Source organism: Glutamicibacter sp. B1 (genome assembly GCF_039602135.1).
Classification (GTDB): domain Bacteria; phylum Actinomycetota; class Actinomycetes; order Actinomycetales; family Micrococcaceae; genus Glutamicibacter; species Glutamicibacter ectropisis.
In genome coordinates this window covers 3,068,589-3,087,110 of record NZ_CP125942.1, presented here as the reverse complement: position 1 = coordinate 3,087,110, position 18,522 = coordinate 3,068,589, and the positions used below count along the sequence as shown (strand labels likewise).

The window sequence follows — 18,522 nt, the reverse complement described above, 5'->3', positions numbered from 1 at the left end:
CGACTAACAGGCGTAAAATAAGAATATGTCCGAAACAACGATCCCCACACCAGAGAACCCCACCCCAGAACACCACGACGCGTTCACCGCCGTGATCAAAGGCATGGAAGCCACCCTGGCACAGATCGAAGAACACGGCACCACCAAAGAATGCTTAGCGACCATCAACCAACTCGAAAACGCGATCTCCTCCCTGCACTACCACCAAGCAGCCCTCGCCCACCAAACAGAGATCACCATCGTTCAAGAAAACACCGAACGCGGAAACTTCAAACAACTCAACCGCGGCGCCGCAGCAAACATCGCCCTCGCACGCAAAACAGACCCCCACGGTTACAGCGAATACCTAGAGAACTGTCGCATCCTCTTCAACGACACCCCACACCTGGCCGCAGCCTACAGTCGTGGGGAATTCACGGAAGCGCAAATGCGGGCCATCCTCACCCCACTAGCCCAGGTCAAAGCCCGCCGCCGCACCGAATTTGATGACCTCTACGCCCAAAACCCACACATGTTCGCCAACCTGGGCACCAAGAAAATCAGTGACAAGGTCAAAGACTTCACCCTCACCTACGCCTCGGATGATCAGTGCAAAGAGCAAAAGAGTGCGGAAGAGCAGCGTCGTATCAAGTTCACACCCCACCCGTCGACCGGGATGATGAGCATCCACGCAGAACTCCCCCTGATCGCAGGGATCGCCATGAAGAACGCGGTGAAAACCAAGTCGAAGAGTTTGAAGTCTGTGGGAGATGAACGAACCCGGGCGCAGATTGAAGCGGACTACCTCGCGAGTTTCTGCACTCACCCGGAAGCCAAAGTCCCAGTGCAGGTCAGTGTTGGGTTGATCATGACCGATAAAACCCTGTTCTTGGGTGACCGGCAGCCAGCCTACCTTGAAGGATACGGGGTGATCGCACCCCAGTACGCCAGGGAGCTACTTGCTGGTGAAGAGATCCTGAACAATATGACGTTGGCGGAAATGGCGACCACCCGGCCGCCAGCGTTCATCAACGCCCTAGAAGCCACCGCAGAACTGGTTCGCTTGTATACGGCTCCAGGGGACAAAGAACTGGTCGCGATGGATTCTAAAGCGCGGATCTTCCCGGAGAAACTCAAGAAGTTCATCAGGATGCGTGACCGAAGGTGCCGCACCCCCTTCTGTGACGGAACCATTGAAGAGATTGATCATGTGACCCAAGTGTATTTGGGTGGGCATACGTGTGTGACTAACGGGGATGGACGCTGTAAGTTCTGTAATCAGGCGAAGGAAACCCCGGGATGGCAAGAGTTTGTCCTCAGTGACGGTTTGCATAAGTTGAAGATCGCGACCGGGATGGGGCCGACGTATCATTCCACGGCGCCACCGGCGACGGGGTTCGCTCATCAACCCTATAAGCAGTGCATGAGTGAAGCGGAGTGGGTGCAGACCTTTGAGGCCTGGTTGAATCAGCCACCAGACCCAGGCAGTGAACCGCCCGGAAAAGATGATGGTCCGCCGGATGTTGAAGACCTCGCAGCATAACCATGCTCAATAGTGGGTTGGATACACGAATCGCCCCAGAAAAGACCTGGGGCGATTGGTACCAAACAGTAAAAACTACTTATTGTTTATTCTCACCGGTCATGGTGATTGGTTGAACTCCAGAATTTGGGAAACATCCAATTGGACTCTGATTAGATTCCGCGACAATATCCAAGCACTTAGAAGTCAAAGTTTCAGAAGTCAAAGACTGTTCGAGGATCTTGTTGGCTTCAGCTTCAGCAGTACTGGTCTGCTTGCGTTGTTCAGCCACGCGCGTCTTGGCGGCTTCGGCCTGAAGCTCGTTGATGCGATTCTGTGTTGGCTCATCAAAGTTAATGATCGGCAGGGTGACCGAACGGATCTCAATCTGAGTCTTCACCTTGGACTGCATCTTTTCCTGCACAGACTTGGCCAGACCTTCAAGATCCTGCCCGCCTGATGATGGTTCGGTATAGGCCAATGGATCATAGGTCGCCATGACTTCGTTCAAGGTCGCGCGGAAGTTTCGATCCACAAGATTCGACTGAATGCCCTCGAAGGTGCGGTAGTCCAGGAATACGTCCATGGCGTCATCGGTCTTGAGCTGCCACTGAATCGAAGCATCAACGTTTGCGCGACCGTTATTGCCCAGACGCACTGGGATGGCGCTGTCTGCAGAGTAGACATCGTTCTGTACTGAGCCATCGAGCTTCTCAACTTTTTCCCATGGCCACTTCAAGTGGAAACCGTTGCTTACCACCGAGGTTGGCTTACCCAGCGCAACCTTCACGCCAACGGTACGTGGCTGGACGATAGTGGTTGACATAACCGCCATGACGACCAGAGCAACAACGAAGACACCGATGCCGCCGGCTATTGTCCCGCCACGGTACTTTTCTTCTTTCTTCATTGCTTTGCCCGCAAAGGCAACGACTAAGCCGATGATGGCAATTACAAGTGCAAAAATCGTCGGAAACATGATCTCCTCGGTGTTGTGATGACACTGAATATTCTATCGAATAGATCATAAAGTGATTGGTTGAAACGCCGAATGTGTCAAGAATGCGAATACATCATCGCAGCCGATGCAGGTGACGCACTACACTCGGACGCATGCAACAACGAGAACTTGGACGAACACACCGCAATGTATCTGTCATCGGTTTGGGCACCTGGCAACTAGGTGCCGACTGGGGATCAGTCGAAGAATCTGAGGCTTTAGCGGTACTAGATTCCGCCTATGAAGCCGGAGTGAACTTCTTTGATACGGCTGACGTCTATGGCGATGGGCGCAGCGAACAGCTGATCGGCACATGGCTGAAAAACAACCCGGATGCCAAGGTCACCGTAGCCACCAAAATGGGGCGAAGAGTTGAACAGCTACCGGAAAACTACCACTTGGACGCATTTCGGGCATGGAACGATCGATCGCGTGCCAACCTTGGGGTAGACACCCTCGATCTTGTTCAACTGCACTGCCCACCAACTCCTGTGTACAGCAACGAAGCAACCTACGATGCGCTGGACACCATGGTAGATGAAGGACGCATGAGCAATTATGGCGTCTCGGTGGAAACCGTAGAGGAAGCTTTGGCCGCCATTGCTCGGCCGAATGTGGCGACGGTGCAGATCATCATTAACGCTTTTAGGCACAAACCACTGGAAGTAGTTCTTCCGGCAGCTCGCGAGGCCGGCGTCGGCATCATTGCGAGAGTTCCACTGGCAAGTGGCCTGCTGACCAACCGATACAACCTGCAGACCGAGTTTGCCAAGGACGATCACCGAAACTTCAACCGTGATGGTTCCGCGTTCGACGTAGGGGAGACCTTCTCGGGTGTTGATTACGCGACAGGTATTCAGGCGGCCGGGCAGTTCGCGCGGTTGGCGGCGGCAGAAGCCCCCGACGCGACCAGCGCTCAAGTAGCGCTCGCTTGGCTGGCAGCACAAGAGGGGATCAGCACGATCATTCCTGGTGCTCGCAACCCAGAACAGGCGCGAGCCAATGCGGCGGCGGGTGCACTGGAAATTTCCGAAGGTTTTAGCGCCTCGGTGCGCGATCTATATGATTCGATGCTGCGCGCACTGATCCACCCGCGCTGGTAACAACGCGGGTGGATCAGTGGCCTAGTGCTGCGGGGCTCCGACCGGGATGCTGGCACCTAATGCCACCGGCTCGGCGGGGCGTCGCTGGCCACGTTCGGAAACATACTCCAAATCGGTATCAGGCTGCGCGGTGTTCACGAAGGAGCGGAAACGCTTGAGCTTGACCGGATCGGCTAAGGTCGCAGCCCATTCATCCTCATAGTTGGCCACGTGCGCTTCCATCGCCGATTCCAGCTCCGCGGCCAGGCCCAGAGAATCTTCGACGACCACCTGCTTGGCGCGTTCCAAGCCTCCATCGAGGTCTTGCAACCAGTGGGCGGTGCGCTGGAGTTTGTCGGCGGTGCGGATGTAGTACATCAGGTAGCGATCGATGTACTTGAAGAGCGTGGCATCATCCAACCCGCCGGCCAACAGCTGGGCGTGGGCCGGGTTGGCGCCGCCGTTACCGCCAACGTAGAGGTTCCAACCCTCGGCGGTGGCTATCACGCCGATGTCCTTGGCGCGAGCCTCGGCGCATTCGCGGGCACACCCCGAAACGCCCATCTTGAGCTTGTGCGGTGCGCGCAGGCCACGGTAGCGCAGCTCCATCTCGATGCCCAGCGCCGTGGAATCGAGCATGCCGTAACGGCACCACGAGGAACCAACACAGGTTTTGACGTTGCGCAGCGACTTTCCGTAGGCCTGACCGGATTCGAAGCCGGCATCGACCAGCTCCCTCCAAATATCGGGGAGCTGCTCCAGGCGGGCGCCGAACATGTCGATGCGCAGGCCACCGGTGAGCTTGGTATACAGCCCGTACCTCTGGGCGACGTCGGCGATCACGGCGAGCTTCTGCGGGGTGATTTCGCCACCGGGAATGCGCGGAACTACCGAGTAGGTGCCGTCCTTTTGCATATTGGCCAGCACGCGGTCATTGGTATCCTGCGCTCCGGCCAAACCAGCGTCCATCGGGTGCACCGAGGTCTGCGAGGAAAGGATATTGGCGATCACCGGCTTGCAAATATCGCAGCCCGATCCGGTACCAAAACGCTGCATGACTTCGCCGAAGGTGTGCAGGTCGGCCACCCGGATGGCTTCGTAGAGTTCGGGGCGGGAGAAGGAAATGTGCTCGCACAGTGCGGTGGAGACTTCGGCGCCGTCCTTTTTCAGCTGCGCTTCCATCAACTTCTTGATCATCGGGACGCAGGAACCACACTGGGTGCCAGCGCGGGTGCAGGCCTTTAGACCAGAGACCGTGGTGACCGGATCCTTGCCCTCACAGCTGCCGCAGCCCGAGACAGCATCACGGATTGCGCCGGCCGAGACGTTGTTGCAAGAACACAGCACCGCGTCATCGGGCAGTTCACCTTCGGGAGCTTCGCCGCCCAGCGCGCTGAGGTAGGCACCGGGTTCGCCGGGTAGTTCGCGTCCGAGCATCGGGCGCAGCGACTGATATGGGGTGGCGTCACCAACAAAGATGCCACCGAGTAGGGTCTTTGCATCCGCGGAGACGACGAGCTTTTGGTACAGGCCGCGGGGCGCGTCGGCGTACACCACTTCCAGGGCGCCTTCGGTGCGGGCAAAGGCATCACCGAAGCTGGCCACATCCACCCCGGAGAGCTTGAGTTTGGTGGCGGTGTCAAAACCGGTGAATTCGGCTTGGCCGCCGGCGAGTTGTTCGGCGACGATCTCAGCCATGGAATTGGCTGGGGCGACCAAACCTACGCAGAGGCCTTCGAAGTTCGCGACTTCACCCACGGCCCAGATGTGCTCGATATCGGTGGCACACTGCGCGTTGATGACCACACCACCGCGCGGGCCCATGGAAAAGCGTGGGGCCTGGCTGTCGGCATCATCCAGCGCCTGGTTGTAGTTGCGGATCAGCTCGTCGCGGGGACGCACACCAATGGACACCACGACCATGTCGGCGTCGATGACCCGGTCGTCAGCCATCAGCACCCCGGTGACGGTAGTGCCTTCGCTGAGCACTTCCTTGGGGTAAACCCCGCCGTGCACGGTGAAGCCGGTCTGGGCGATCAACCGGCCCATGGCCTGACCTGCGCCCTCATCGAGCTGGGTACCCATCAGCCATTTTCCACCGTCGATCACCACGGCCTGTGCGCCCAGCGCCTGGGCGCCGGCGGCAGCTTCTAGGCCGAGCAGCCCGCCGCCGATCGTGGCAACGACTGGGGTGCGACCCAGTGTGGTTTTTAGTTCCTCAACCTTCTCGGCGATGGACCACACATCTTCTAGGGTGCGGTACACAAAGGTGTGTTCATTGCCCGGGATCGGTAGGGTGGCGGCGTTGGAACCGGTGGCCAGCACCAATTCGTCGTACTCGAAGGTGCGCTGATCTTCGGTGGTGACGGTGCGTAGTTCACTGTTGATCGCTACGGCCTTGGCACCGGTTTCTAGGGTGACATGTTCGGCTTCCCACAAGGTGGCATCGCCGAGGGTCAGATCCACGCTGCGATCGGTCAGCGCCTTGGACAGGGCCACACGATCGTAGGGGAGGTGGGCTTCTTCGGTCAGCACCGTGATGTGCAGGTTCTGTGGGGCCCGGCTGGCTAGCGACTCGGTGAAGCGGTGTGCTGCGGGGCCGCCACCAATTACCAGGATGCGACGTTCGTTGTGTGTGGTACCCATGATCAAATTCGACTTTCGCCTAGAAACGAGCAGTAGCAGGTTGTTGGCTCCAGCCTAGAAAAGCGTTTTTGCCATGCAATTTCTCTGGTGTTTCCACCGATGTAAATCTCTCCCTCACCCCGATCAGGGGCGGTGAGAGTGACGAAACATGCTGGACTCATTGCTGAAAGTCTTAGGGTGCATCGGGAGGGAGCAACGTGGAAGTTTCGCGGAATTTCCGGTGCTATTGAGGTTTCACGGACGCAGATTGTGCTGTGAGTCAGGGTTTACTGATTGGCAATCGCTCACGGTGCTGGGCGAAACAACCGGCTCCTATGCTCGGTATATCCGCCAAAACCAACCAGTAAAGGACGCCGTTCATGAGCACGCAATTGATCGAAGAGACTCTGGAAGAAACTGGGACTCTGGAAGAAACGCTGAGCTTTGCGCCGGTATGCCGGAGCGAAGAACTCGAAACCGGCTGGGGTGAAGCATTGTTGCTCGACGGGGCCCAGCTGGCCCTCTTCCGCACCGAGAGCGAGAATTTTCATGCCACCTCGCACCACTGCCCAACCAGCGGCGCGAAGGTGATGGCCCGCGGCATCCTCGGGGACACCGTTGTGGATGGTCAAGCCGTGGCCACCGTGGCCTGCCCGCTGCACAAGGAGGTTTACCGTCTGGATACCGGTGCCTGCCTGAACGCTGATTCGCCGGCCTTGCCCGTGCACAAGCTGATGGAAGTTGAAGGCCAATTGTGGATGGAGCAGATCAAATGAGTCGCGAGATTGCAGCAGGCACGGAGCACAGCGTCGTTGAACACAGTGTTGTCGAGCACGGCAACGTTGAACACAGCGCGTGGCAAGGATGGTTTGAAGTCCAGGACCAGATACTTGCAGCGTAAATACAACACCATAGTCACAAATAAGAAAGCAGGAACGAGATATCTCGTTCCTGCTTTCTTGTTCCCGGCTTGTCGTTCCAGCCTGACTAGGTGAGTGCCGGGGCCTTGGCCAGCAGTTCCTCGATCTTGGACTTGCAACCACCACAACCGGTGCCCGCGCGACACGCGTCGCCAACCTGGGCCACGGTGGTGCAACCTTCGGAGACCGCGTGGGCGACCTGGCCATAGGTAGCCCCGGAGCAACGGCACAGCTGATCGTCATCACTGGGCAGGGCCGAACTAGGATCCACGGCCGGATCATCCAAACGCAGCAGCGTGGAACGATCCTGGGGCAGGGCGGTGCCACGCTCGTAGGCGAGAATCAGTTCCGCACTGGTCAGTGGCAACCCGATGCACAGGAACCCGATAACCACCTGGGCTCGGGTGACGACCTTGAGATAACGTCCAGCGGTAGGGTCGGCAAACACGGTGGCCTGCAACTGTGGGTCGTCCCAAAAACCTGCGCTGATATCTCCGGCGGCGGCGACCTCGATGCCCTGGCCCTTGAGCATGAGCACGTCGGATGCGGAAAAATCTGGGGTCGAGCTTTGCTCCGGTGAAGATAGGTGCTGGGCCAACCAGCTGGCCTGCGCCCACCCCGGGGCGAGCAGGCCGACTGGGGGCTGCCCGGCAACCTCGGCGCAATCGCCCAGGGCATAGATGCGCTGTTCGGTATCGGCACACAAGAACTCATTGGTTTTGATGCCGCGACCTACGGCCAGTCCGCAGCCTTCGGCCAATTCGGTGCGGGCGCGCACGCCGGTGGAAATCAGCAGGGCGCCACCGGGAATCTGCCCGTGGGTGGTGGTGACCAGGGCGGTGAAGCCGACATCGTCCTTGGCGATGCCGGTGGCTTTGACCCCGGAGATCACCTGGACTCCGGCATCTTCTAGACAGCGGGTGAGGAGTTTGCCACCGTCGGAATCCACTACGCGGCCCAGGGGTGCTGGGCCGTGGTGGATCAGGGTGGGCTGGCCACCAGCGGCGGCAATGGCCAGGGCCGCTTCAATGCCCAGGATGCCGCCACCGAGGATCAGGATCCGGCGGCCCTGGGCTAGGCAGCGCGCTAGTTTGTCGGCGTCGGCGATGGTGCGCAAGGCAAAAACGCCTTCGGGTAGGGCGGTATCGGCGTGCGGATCGAAGTTCAGCCCGTTCAGGCTCGGGATCATGGCGCGGGCCCCGGTAGCAAAAATCAGCCGGTCATAGGGCACTGCGTCTCGACCTCGGATCAGCACCTGACGTCGGGCACGATCCACGCCCGTGGCCTGGGCGCCGAGGTGTAATTGAATCCCGGCCGCTCTCAGGCGCTGTTCGTCAACCATGAGTAGATGATCGAACGCGGCGGCGCCGATGGCCAGTTCGGCGAGCAACACACGGTTATAGGCCAGATGTTCTTCGGCGCTGATCACGGTGATGCGGCAGGCGCCGGCGGTGACCGAGGGCATCAGCCCTTCGATCAGTGAGGCAGCCACCGGGCCAAAACCGATGATGACAATGTGTTCAGGATGCTTCAATTTTCCCCCTTGATCGGGTTCAGGCTCACCTGAGCATGTTTGAATTCGGGCATCGCGCTAAAAGGATCCACGCTGGGGTCGGTCAGTAAGTTGGCAGTGGACGTGCGTGGGAAGTGGAAAGGCAAAAAGACGGTGTCCAGGCGCATATCGGTGCTGAGTTTGGCGCGGGCGATCGTGGTGCCACGCTGATTGGACACCTCAACGAGTTGGCCATCGCTAATCTGGTGGGCCAACGCGGTACTCGGATGAATTTCCAGGCGTACATCCGGGGAGGTGGCTGCTAGCTCATCCACCCGTCGGGTCTGCGTCCCAGATTGGTAATGCTCCAATAACCGGCCGGTGACCAGTGAGATCTTCTTCGACGGTGAGGCCACAGGGGCATACACCGCGATCAGCTGCGCCTTGCCATCTTGGTGTGCGAAACGATCGAGGAAAAGCCTGGGGGTGCCATTGCGTGCGGCCGGATCGGTACTGATGGTGCTTCCCTCGGGACAAGGCCAATAGATCTTCGCCCCTTGATCCAGTTGCTCCCAATTCACCCCCGAGTAGTCGGAAATTCCTCCGGCCGAAGCGAGTTTAAGCTCAGCAAAGACCTCGGCGGCATCGGGCGAGAAGGTGCCCGGGGCCTGCAGTCGCTGGGCCAATTCGCTGAAGATCCACAATTCGCTCTTGGCTTGCCCCGGTGGGGCGATCGCGGCACGGCGGCGCAGGATCCGACCTTCTAAGTTGGTCATGGTTCCCTCCTCTTCGGCCCACTGCAAGACCGGCAGCACCAGGTCTGCTTCGGCAGCGGTTTCGGAGAGGAAGAAGTCGGCGACCACCAAGAAGTCCAGGCGACGCAGGGCAGCAAAAATCTGGTTGGCATCCGGGGCCGAAACTACCGGGTTGGCCCCGTGAATCATGAGCATGCGAGCCCCGGTGGCGGTACCCAAAGTGTTCAGTAGTTGTACCGCGGGGATGCCCGGGCCGGGAATGATCTCAGGATCCACGCCCCAGACTTTGGCGACGTGGGCACGGTGCTCGGGATCGGCAATCTTGCGATAACCGGGCAGCTGGTCACACTTTTGACCGTGTTCGCGCCCGCCCTGTCCATTGCCCTGGCCGGTGATGGTGCCGTAGCCGCCGGCCATGGTGCCGGGCAGCCCTAAGAGCAGGGCGAGGTTGATGGCGGCGCTGACGGTATCGGTGCCATTGGCATGTTGTTCGATGCCCCGCCCGGTGAGGATATAGACGGGGTGACCACCGTTTTTCGCCTCGCGGGCGGCGTGGGCCAGAGCTCTGGCGGTGCGTCGGATTTCTTCGGCGGGCACACCGGTGATGGCCGCGGTGCGTTCTGGCCACCAAGCGGCCACCGAGGCACGCAGGGCATCAAGCCCGGTGGTACGCGCGGCCAAATAGTCGCTATCAGCCAAAGATTCAGCCAGCACCACATGAGCCAAACCGAGCAGGAGCTGCAGGTCGGTGGCCGGGGTGGGTTGGAGGTGCCAGCCAGCCCCCTCGGCGGACAACTTAGCGGTGGCCGATCGGCGCGGATCCACCACGATCAACCCGCCGCGTTCACGCACGGTATCCAGGTGGCGGACAAAGGGTGGCATGGTGTCGGCAACATTGGAGCCGAGCATCAGGATCATGGCCGCGTCATCCAGATCCGCCAGCGGAAAAGGCATACCGCGATCCAAGCCAAAAGCCTTATTGGTGCCCGCGGCCGCCGAGGACATACAAAAGCGCCCGTTGTAGTCGATCCGTGAGGTCCCCAAAGCCAGCCGGGCAAACTTGCCCAATTGGTAGGCCTTTTCGTTGGTCAGTGATCCGGAACCGAACATGGCCACCGCGTCGGCCCCGGACTCACTGCGGATGCTCAGCGCCTTTTCGGCGATCAGATCCAGTGCACGATCCCAGGTAATCGGCGCAAAACTCCCATCACTTTGGCGCAGTAGTGGGGTCTGCAGGCGCTGCGGGTGCTCTAGGAGTTTGGTGGCGCTGAATCCTTTGCGGCACAGCGCACCGCCGTTGGTTTCGAAATCTCGTCCGCTCAAGACAAGCTGTGCACCCGAGTTTTCTAGGGTGATGCCGCACTGCAGGGCGCAATAGGGGCAGTGAGTGGCGGTCATTTTAGACTCCCTGTTGGGCGAAGAGGGTCCCGCGACGTGCGTAGTTGTACCAGGTCAGCAGCATCAGGCCGAGGTAGGCGCCGATGAAGACGATAAAGGCTGGGGTGTAGGAACCCGCGCCCGACATGGACAATCCCAGTGCCTGCGGAATGAGGAAACCACCGTAGGCGCCGATCGCGGAGATCAGTCCCAAAGCCGCGGCAGCCTTGCGGGAAGCCTGCGCGCCCTCGGAACCCACACCCAGGGCGAAGACCGCTGGGATCATGCGGTAGGTAGAACCATTGCCGATGCCGGTGGTGGCGAAGAGCAACAAGAAGAGCAAGAGGAACAACCAGAAGTTAGCCAGCGGCAAGGTCAAAACCACCAGTGCGGTAATCAGCGCCATGGCGGCTAGGGCGATGACGGTGATGCGGGCTCCACCCATGCGGTCGGCGAGTTTGCCACCGTAGGGGCGGGCCAGAGAGCCAACCAATGGTCCGAGGAAGGCCAAGGTGATGGTGGCGGTACCCAAAGGCAGGTGTGAGTAGGCCGGGAAGGTATCAACGATCAGTTTCGGGAAGACCGCGGCGAAGCCGATGAATGAGCCGAAGGTCCCCACGTACAGGCAGGCGATGATCCACAGGTGCTTTTCTTTCAGGCAGGCGATCGCCCCGCGCACATCTGACTTGGCGGAGGTCAGATTGTGCATGCAACGCCAGGCACCCACCGCGGAGATGAGGATTAACGGAATCCAGATGATTCCCGCCAGTGGCAGTTGCAAGGATCCGGCGGCAAAGATGGTGATGGCGATCGGGACCAGTAACTGGGCGACGGCTGCGCCGAGGTTTCCACCGGCCGCGTTCAAACCTAGGGCCCAACCTTTCTGGGCTGCCGGGTAAAAGTGGGTGATGTTAGCCATCGAGGAGGCGAAGTTGCCTCCGCCAAAACCGGTCAGTGCAGCGAGCAGGAGCATCACAGCGAAGGGGGTGTTCGTGTTAGCTAATGCGAAAGACAGACCGACCGCCGGGATCAACAGCAGTAAGGTCGAGACGATGGTCCAGTTACGTCCGCCGAAGCGGGCCACCATAAAGGTGTAGGGAATGCGCAAGGTGGCGCCGACGAGGCTGGGCATGGAGATCAGCCAGAAAAGCTGTGAGGTGCTGTAGCTGAATCCGGCTGCTGGTAAGTAGATGACCACGATGGCAAAGAGTTGCCAAATGCTAAAGCCAAGGAACTCGGCGAAGATCGACCATTTGAGGTTTCTTCCGGCGGTGCCCTGTCCTACGGTGTGCCAGAAGTGTGGGTCTTCCGGAGCCCAGTTGTTGATCCAGCGTCCTGGGCTGATATCGAGGGCGGGTGCGGTGTCGGTGCGTGTTGGCGTTCCGGGGTCTACTTGTGAGCTCACGGCATTTCTTCCCTTCGCAGATGACTGATGCTTAGAGCATGGCAAAGCGGTATTTCGCGAAGGTGCGGAGGTTGTTGCACCGAAGGGAATTTAAACTCACGGGTGCTTTTGGCTCGGCGATAAAGATTGGTAATCCGTTGGAAACGCAAAAAATGGCTAATTATTCATAATGTGAAAAAGCAATCTCAAAATTGATTGCTTGATTCACATCACACTGCTAATCTCGTATCTGTCTATGGCGGGCACCCACCCCTGGGTCGCTATCTACCGGGCGTGCAACTGATCAATTCAGCAGTCGAGTACGGTCGGAATATCACCGGTTACCGGATGACGTATCGTGCTTGGCTACAGCATGAGGAGACACGCGATGAGCGTTCATACCACTGGCCAAGATTATCTTTCCATGGCCATTAATCTTGCCACCGAAAACGTCCACAATGCCGGAGGCCCTTTTGGCGCCGTGGTCGTGACCCCCGATGGGCAGGTTTTTGAAGGAGTCAACCGGGTCACCGCGAGCAATGATCCCTCGGCTCACGCTGAAGTGGTGGCCATCCGCACCGCGGCCGCAGCACTGGAGAACTTCGATCTGAGCGGTTGCGTGCTCTACACCAGTTGCGAACCATGCCCGATGTGTCTGGCCACCTCCCTGTGGGCCCGTATCTCCAAGGTCTACTACGCCGCCGACCGTCACGATGCCGCCAAGGCCGGCTTTGACGACGCGGTGTTCTACGAATATTTTGAAGAAAACTCCAACCGCGCCCTGATGCCCGTGCAACACTTTCGCGACGAAGCAGTTGAACACCTCAAGCCCTTTGAGGCTTGGGACCACATGGATACCCGCATCGATTACTAGGCGCTCGCCATGACAACGCTCAGCGATAAGCACGACGTTGCCACCTCCGCCCCAGAAAACGGCGGGGGTAAAAAATTACTGGACTCACTGTTCAGCATCAGCCAACGTGGGTCCACCCTCTCACGAGAAGTCCGTGGCGGACTGGTCACCTTCTTCACCATGGCCTACATCGTGATCCTCAATCCGTTGATCATCGGTGGATTCAGCCCCGAAGCGGCCCCAGTGGATGTGGCAGGAAACTATTTACCCGCGGCTTCAGTCGGGGCGATGACCTCGCTGACCGCGGCGGTAATGACCATCCTCTTCGGGCTCATCGCTAACCTTCCCTTCGCCCTGGCCGCCGGACTGGGGATGAACTCCTTCCTAGCGGTCTCGGTGGTCCAAGAAGTGACCTGGCCCGAAGCCATGGGCCTGGTGGTGATCAACGGCGTGCTGATCGTCCTATTCGGAATGACCGGCATCCGCACCGCCATCTTCCGCGCCATTCCCAAGGACCTGAAGGCAGCGATCACGGTGGGCATCGGCCTGTTCATCACCTTCATCGGTTTTGTGGACTCCGGATTTGTCACCCGCACCGAAGCCGGACCACCGGTCCAACTGGGGGAGAGCGGGTCGATCGTTTCCATCCCGACCATGATTTTTGTGCTGGGACTGTTGATCATGGGTGCGCTGGTGGCCCGTGGGGTGCAGGGCGGAATCCTGATCGGCATTGTCATCTCCACGGTGTTGGCGGTGATCGCCGAGCAGGTCTTCAAAATTGGGCCCAGTAGCGTGGCGAACCCGCACGGCTGGCACCTGAATATGCCGGTGCTGCAGGGCAATATTGTGTCGCTGCCGGATCTGTCGCTGGCCGGTCAATTTGACCTGTTCGGCTCCTTTAGCCGGATCGGGGTACTGGCCGCCACGATGCTGGTCTTCACCCTGGTCTTCACGAACTTTTTCGACGCCATGGGCACCATGACCGGCCTGGCCAAAAACGCCGGACTATCAAACAAGGACGGGACCTTCCCGCGGCTCAAGGCCGCCTTCGTCATCGAGGGTTTGAGTGCCGTGGCCGGCGGTGTGGGCTCCAGTTCATCTAATACGGTGTACGTTGATTCCGCCGCTGGCATCGGTGAAGGTGCCCGGACCGGCCTGGCCTCGATCATCACCGGGCTGTTGTTTATCGGTTCCATGTTCTTCACACCGCTCACCTCGGTGGTGCCCATGGAAGTGGCAGCCGCCGCACTGGTGTTGGTCGGAACCATGATGTGCGCGCAGATCCGGGAGATCAATTTTAAGCGGTTCTCTAGCGCCATGCCTGCCTTCCTGACGCTGATCACCATGCCGTTGACCTATTCGATCGCCAATGGCATCGGGGCCGGTTTTATTGCCTGGGTGGTGGTGAATACCGCGGCCGGACGGCACAAGAAGGTTCATCCGCTGATGTGGATCGTGGCCGTCGGCTTTTTGATCTACTTCGCCAGGGGACCGGTCGCACTCCTATTGGGATAGTGTGATCCGGGCTATATTGGAGTCCATCACGGGGAAGAAAGAGAAGCTACTCATGGGTGAATGCATCGCCTGGTCTAAGGGGCAGATCGCGCACGGACACTAAGCGCGGTTGTTTCCGCACAGTATCCACAACATTCACGATGCGCCCGAAAATTCGGGTGCAGGAGGTGTCCACGGCATGAGTGCCAACAATTCTCCCACCACTAATTCCCAACCTATCGGTTGCCATATCACCGTGAACGGCAACGAACTGGACTTTAATGGTCCACCACATTGCAACGCACTGGACTTTCTGCGCAACCAATCCCTGGTCGGCAGCAAGGAAGGTTGCGCCGAAGGTGAGTGCGGTGCCTGCGCGATCTTGGTGGCGCGCAGTGATACCGAAGGCAGCCGATGGACCTCGGTGAACGCCTGCTTGATTCCCGCCGCGGCACTGGACGGGCAAGAAGTCATCACCGCCGAGGGGCTGGGCACGGTGGATCACCTGCACCCGGTTCAGCAAGAGATGGCCGATCGCGGTGGCTCCCAGTGCGGGTATTGCACCCCGGGGTTCATCTGTTCCATGGCCGCCGAGTACTACCGGCCCGAACGCGGGAGCGGCGAGAATTCTGGCCACTATGGAGGCGAACACGAATGCGGACCCAACGGGTTTGACCTCCATGCCCTGTCCGGAAACCTCTGTCGGTGCACCGGTTATCGCCCGATTCGCGATGCCGCCAACGCACTGGGGGAGCCTGCCGCCGATGATCCGGTAGCCATTCGCCGGGCAAGTAGCGCTCCGTCGCCGGTGGCCACCGATCTGTCTGCGGCGGATACCCCCACCGGCGAGCTTGGGCGCTTCCGCCGTCCAGCCAGCCTGAACGAAGTGCTACAGATCTTGGCCGATGAACCAGAGACCACCGTGGTTGCCGGTAGCACCGACTGGGGTGTGGACGTCAATATCAAGGGCGCCCGCGCTCGCAGTGTGCTGGCCATCGACCGGCTCGAAGAGTTGCGCCAGCTGCGTTGGGAGGATGGCTTCCTTGAGCTCGGCGCGAGCCTGACCCTGAGTGAAATCGAACGCCAACTGGCCGGTCGAGTACCACTACTAGGCCAGCTCTTTGGGCAGTTTGCCTCCCGGCTGATCCGCAATTCGGCCACCATAGGAGGAAATCTCGGCACCGGTTCGCCCATCGGTGATACCCCGCCGTCCCTATTGGCCCTAGAAGCACAATTGGTGCTCACCAGCATCCACGGCCAGCGGTTGGTGGAACTGAGCGAGTACTTCACCGGATACCGGCAAACCGTGCGTGCCGCCGGCGAGCTGATCACCGCCATTAAAATTCCGCTACCACTGGCCACACATACCAGCTTCCAGAAAATCTCCAAGCGACGCTTTGACGATATTTCCTCGGTAGCCGTGGGCTACGCGCTGAACGTCGTGGACGGGAAGATCACCACCGCGCGCATCGGTTTAGGTGGGGTGGCGGCGACACCACTGAGGGCGCTGGCCACCGAGGCCATGCTGGAAGGCAAACCGTTCACGCTCGATACCATTCGTGCCGCGGCCACAGTGATGGCCGGTGAAGGAACACCCATGGATGATCACCGTGCCAGCGCGAAATATCGCACGGCCATGCTCGGCTCATCCCTGGAACGCTTTTATGCCCAACAACTAGCGGTGCAGAATTCAGAAAAGGAGACGAACTGATGAGTCAGCTCTCCCAACGACCAGCACAAGCCATTGTTGGCCAGCGTCACCGCCACGAATCGGCGGCCGCTCATGTCACCGGAACCGCCCTGTATACCGATGATTTGGCCCAACGACTCTCCGGGGTCCTGCACGCCTATCCGGTGCAATCCACCCACGCCCACGCAAAAATCCTGAACCTTGAGGTGGCCGGGGCCATGAATGTTCCCGGCGTCGTACAGGTGATCACCGCGGCCGATATTCCCGGGGTGAATGATCAGGGTGCCAAACATGATGAACCACTGTTGCCGGTCGATGAAGTGATGTTTTATGGTCAGCCGGTGGCCTGGGTGATTGGTGAAAACCTAGAAGCTGCCAAGGCCGGAGCCAAAGCAGTTTCGGTGGATTATGAACCATTGGAATCCTTGATCACGATTCACGATGCCATTGATGCCGACAGCTTTCATGGCATCCAACCGGTCATCCAAAAAGGCGACTGGGACGCCGGGTTTGAGCAGGCCACTCACGTATTTGAAGGGGACTTCGAGTTTGCCGGGCAAGAGCACTTTTATCTAGAAACACAGAATTCACTGGCGCTGATCGACGAAAGTGGGCAGGTGCTGATTCATTGTTCAACCCAGCACCCCACCGAAACACAAGACATCGTCTCGCACGTGCTCGGGGTGCCAGCTCACGAGGTCAGCGTGCAGGTCATCCGCATGGGTGGCGGGTTTGGCGGTAAAGAAATGCAACCGCATGGTTATGCCGCCGTGGCTGCTCTGGCCGCCAAATTGACCGGACGCCCGGTGAGGGTTCGACTTGACCGCACCTTGGATATGACCATGACCGGTAAGCGTCATGGCTTTTATGCCACCTGGAAGATCGGTTTTGATGATCAGGGCCGGATTCTGGCCCTGGATGCGTCACTGACCGCGGATGGCGGCTGGAGCCTAGACCTTTCTGAACCGGTACTCACCCGAGCCATGTGCCATATTGATAACGCCTACTGGATCCCCAATATTCGGGTTTCGGGTCGGGTGGCCAAATGCCATAAGACTTCGCAGACCGCGTTCCGTGGATTTGGTGGGCCACAGGGCATGTTAGTGATGGAGGATATTCTTGGTCGCGTCGCACCACAATTGGGAATTGAGGCCAGGGAACTGCGCCGACGCAACTTCTATATCGAAGGCCAAGACACCCCGTATTTCCAGCCGGTGCGTCACCCCGACCGGCTCGAAGCGGCCTGGCAGCAGGTCCTAGATTCTGCCGAGGTGGCTGACCGGGAAGCCGAGATTGCCAAGTTTAACGCGGCTAATGAATACAGCAAGCGAGCCTTGGCACTGACTCCGGTGAAGTTCGGGATCTCCTTTAACCTCACCGCGTTCAACCAAGGCGGAGCCTTGGTGCTGGTGTACAAGGATGGGTCGGTGCTGGTTAACCACGGTGGCACCGAAATGGGACAGGGACTGCACACCAAAATGTTGCAGGTAGCCGCCACTAGCCTCGGGGTTCCACTATCTCGTGTGCGTCTGGCCCCAACCCGGACCGATAAGGTACCCAATACTTCGGCGACCGCCGCAAGTTCGGGCAGCGATCTCAACGGTGGCGCCGTGAAAGATGCATGTGAGCAGATTCAGGCGCGACTGGCCCAGGTCGCTGCCGGAAAGTTCGGGGTGCCCGCCGCGGATATTCGTTTTGCTCACGGAAAAGTCAGTGCGCTGGGCAAGAGCGAAGAGCTTGAGTTCGATGATGTGGTGCGCGAAGCGTATATGCAGCGCATTCAACTTTCGGCTGCCGGATACTACCGAACCGAGGGGCTGCATTGGGATTTGGCACGCATGACCGGAAGCCCGTTTAAGTACTTTGCCTACGGTGTCGCCGCGAGCGAAGTGGAAGTGAGCAGTTTTGATGGCTCCTATGTTGTGCGCCGGGTCGACATCGTGCACGACGTGGGCGATTCCCTCTCGCCGATGATTGACCTGGGGCAGATCGAAGGTGGTTTTGTGCAGGGGACCGGCTGGCTGACCTTGGAAGACCTACGATGGGATACTTCCAACGGGCCGGGGCGCGGACGGGTCGCCACCCAAGCGGCCAGCACCTATAAGATCCCCAGCTTCTCCGAGATGCCTGAAGTCTTTAATGTTGCTCTGTTGGACAAGGCCCATGAAGAGGGAGCGGTCTACGGATCCAAGGCCGTGGGAGAGCCACCATTGATGTTGGCCTTCTCGGTCCGTGAAGCCTTGCGCCAAGCCATCGCAGCTTTTGGTGCTCAGGGGCGCTCGGTAACCTTGGCTTCGCCGGCCACTCCGGAAGCGGTGTTTTGGGCTATCGACGCGGTGCGTGAGTAAT

The 18,522-nt window shown here is 59.2% G+C and carries 13 protein-coding genes; 8 read left to right on the top strand and 5 right to left on the bottom strand.

Annotation, left to right across the window (positions count from 1 at the left end):
- Positions 1 to 25 precede the first annotated feature (25 nt).
- On the top strand, positions 26 to 1,522 hold the full coding sequence (locus tag QMQ05_RS14470; RefSeq protein ID WP_345471125.1) for a DUF222 domain-containing protein: 1,497 nt from the start codon (positions 26 to 28) through the stop codon (positions 1,520 to 1,522).
- Positions 1,523 to 1,601: 79 nt separating this feature from the next.
- Here the strand turns inward: QMQ05_RS14470 and QMQ05_RS14465 are convergent, their stop codons facing one another.
- Entirely contained in the window at positions 1,602 to 2,480 is an 879-nt protein-coding gene (locus QMQ05_RS14465) for an SPFH domain-containing protein (RefSeq protein ID WP_345471124.1), read from the bottom strand.
- Positions 2,481 to 2,614: 134 nt separating this feature from the next.
- On the opposite strand from QMQ05_RS14465, the gene QMQ05_RS14460 reads away from it, so the two are divergent.
- A complete protein-coding gene (locus tag QMQ05_RS14460; RefSeq protein ID WP_345471122.1) occupies positions 2,615 to 3,604 on the top strand; it encodes an aldo/keto reductase in 990 nt (329 codons plus the stop codon).
- A 21-nt stretch (positions 3,605 to 3,625) separates the two neighbouring features.
- Here QMQ05_RS14460 and nirB read toward each other — a convergent pair whose 3' ends face one another.
- Positions 3,626 to 6,229 (bottom strand): nitrite reductase large subunit NirB, encoded by a 2,604-nt coding sequence (gene nirB / locus QMQ05_RS14455; RefSeq protein ID WP_345471120.1) that lies wholly within the window; start codon positions 6,227 to 6,229, stop codon positions 3,626 to 3,628.
- A gap of 359 nt (positions 6,230 to 6,588) precedes the next feature.
- On the opposite strand from nirB, the gene nirD reads away from it, so the two are divergent.
- Both nirD and QMQ05_RS14445 read left to right on the top strand, forming a co-directional pair.
- Positions 6,589 to 6,984, top strand: a complete 396-nt coding sequence (gene nirD, locus QMQ05_RS14450) for a nitrite reductase small subunit NirD (RefSeq protein WP_345471118.1) — start codon at positions 6,589 to 6,591, stop codon at positions 6,982 to 6,984.
- On the top strand, positions 6,981 to 7,109 hold the full coding sequence (locus QMQ05_RS14445; protein WP_345471116.1) for a hypothetical protein: 129 nt from the start codon (positions 6,981 to 6,983) through the stop codon (positions 7,107 to 7,109). Before nirD ends, QMQ05_RS14445 begins: the two co-directional genes overlap by 4 nt.
- An 86-nt stretch (positions 7,110 to 7,195) precedes the next feature.
- Here the strand turns inward: QMQ05_RS14445 and QMQ05_RS14440 are convergent, their stop codons facing one another.
- From QMQ05_RS14440 to QMQ05_RS14430, 3 genes are read right to left on the bottom strand one after another with little or no spacing between them, the layout of a single operon-like run.
- Positions 7,196 to 8,662: an FAD-dependent oxidoreductase gene (locus QMQ05_RS14440; RefSeq protein WP_345471114.1), complete on the bottom strand. Its 1,467-nt coding sequence runs from the start codon at positions 8,660 to 8,662 to the stop codon at positions 7,196 to 7,198.
- Positions 8,659 to 10,773: a molybdopterin oxidoreductase family protein gene (locus QMQ05_RS14435; protein ID WP_345471112.1), complete on the bottom strand. Its 2,115-nt coding sequence runs from the start codon at positions 10,771 to 10,773 to the stop codon at positions 8,659 to 8,661. The genes QMQ05_RS14440 and QMQ05_RS14435 overlap by 4 nt, the downstream gene beginning before the upstream one ends.
- A 1-nt stretch (position 10,774) precedes the next feature.
- The gene (locus tag QMQ05_RS14430; protein WP_345471110.1) at positions 10,775 to 12,157 is read right to left on the bottom strand and encodes an MFS transporter; all 1,383 of its coding nucleotides are present in this window, start codon (positions 12,155 to 12,157) and stop codon (positions 10,775 to 10,777) included.
- A 367-nt stretch (positions 12,158 to 12,524) separates the two neighbouring features.
- Between QMQ05_RS14430 and QMQ05_RS14425 the strand changes: the two genes are divergently transcribed.
- From QMQ05_RS14425 to xdhB, 4 genes are all read left to right on the top strand, one after another.
- Positions 12,525 to 13,010 carry a nucleoside deaminase gene (locus QMQ05_RS14425; protein WP_345471108.1) on the top strand — a complete coding sequence of 162 codons (486 nt, stop codon included), beginning with the start codon at positions 12,525 to 12,527 and terminating at the stop codon, positions 13,008 to 13,010.
- A 9-nt stretch (positions 13,011 to 13,019) separates the two neighbouring features.
- Positions 13,020 to 14,504: an NCS2 family permease gene (locus QMQ05_RS14420; RefSeq protein ID WP_345471106.1), complete on the top strand. Its 1,485-nt coding sequence runs from the start codon at positions 13,020 to 13,022 to the stop codon at positions 14,502 to 14,504.
- Between the two features lie 178 nt (positions 14,505 to 14,682).
- Positions 14,683 to 16,194: a xanthine dehydrogenase small subunit gene (locus QMQ05_RS14415; RefSeq protein WP_345471104.1), complete on the top strand. Its 1,512-nt coding sequence runs from the start codon at positions 14,683 to 14,685 to the stop codon at positions 16,192 to 16,194.
- A complete protein-coding gene (gene xdhB / locus QMQ05_RS14410; protein ID WP_345471102.1) occupies positions 16,194 to 18,521 on the top strand; it encodes a xanthine dehydrogenase molybdopterin binding subunit in 2,328 nt (775 codons plus the stop codon). The genes QMQ05_RS14415 and xdhB overlap by 1 nt, the downstream gene beginning before the upstream one ends.
- Position 18,522 lies beyond the last annotated feature (1 nt).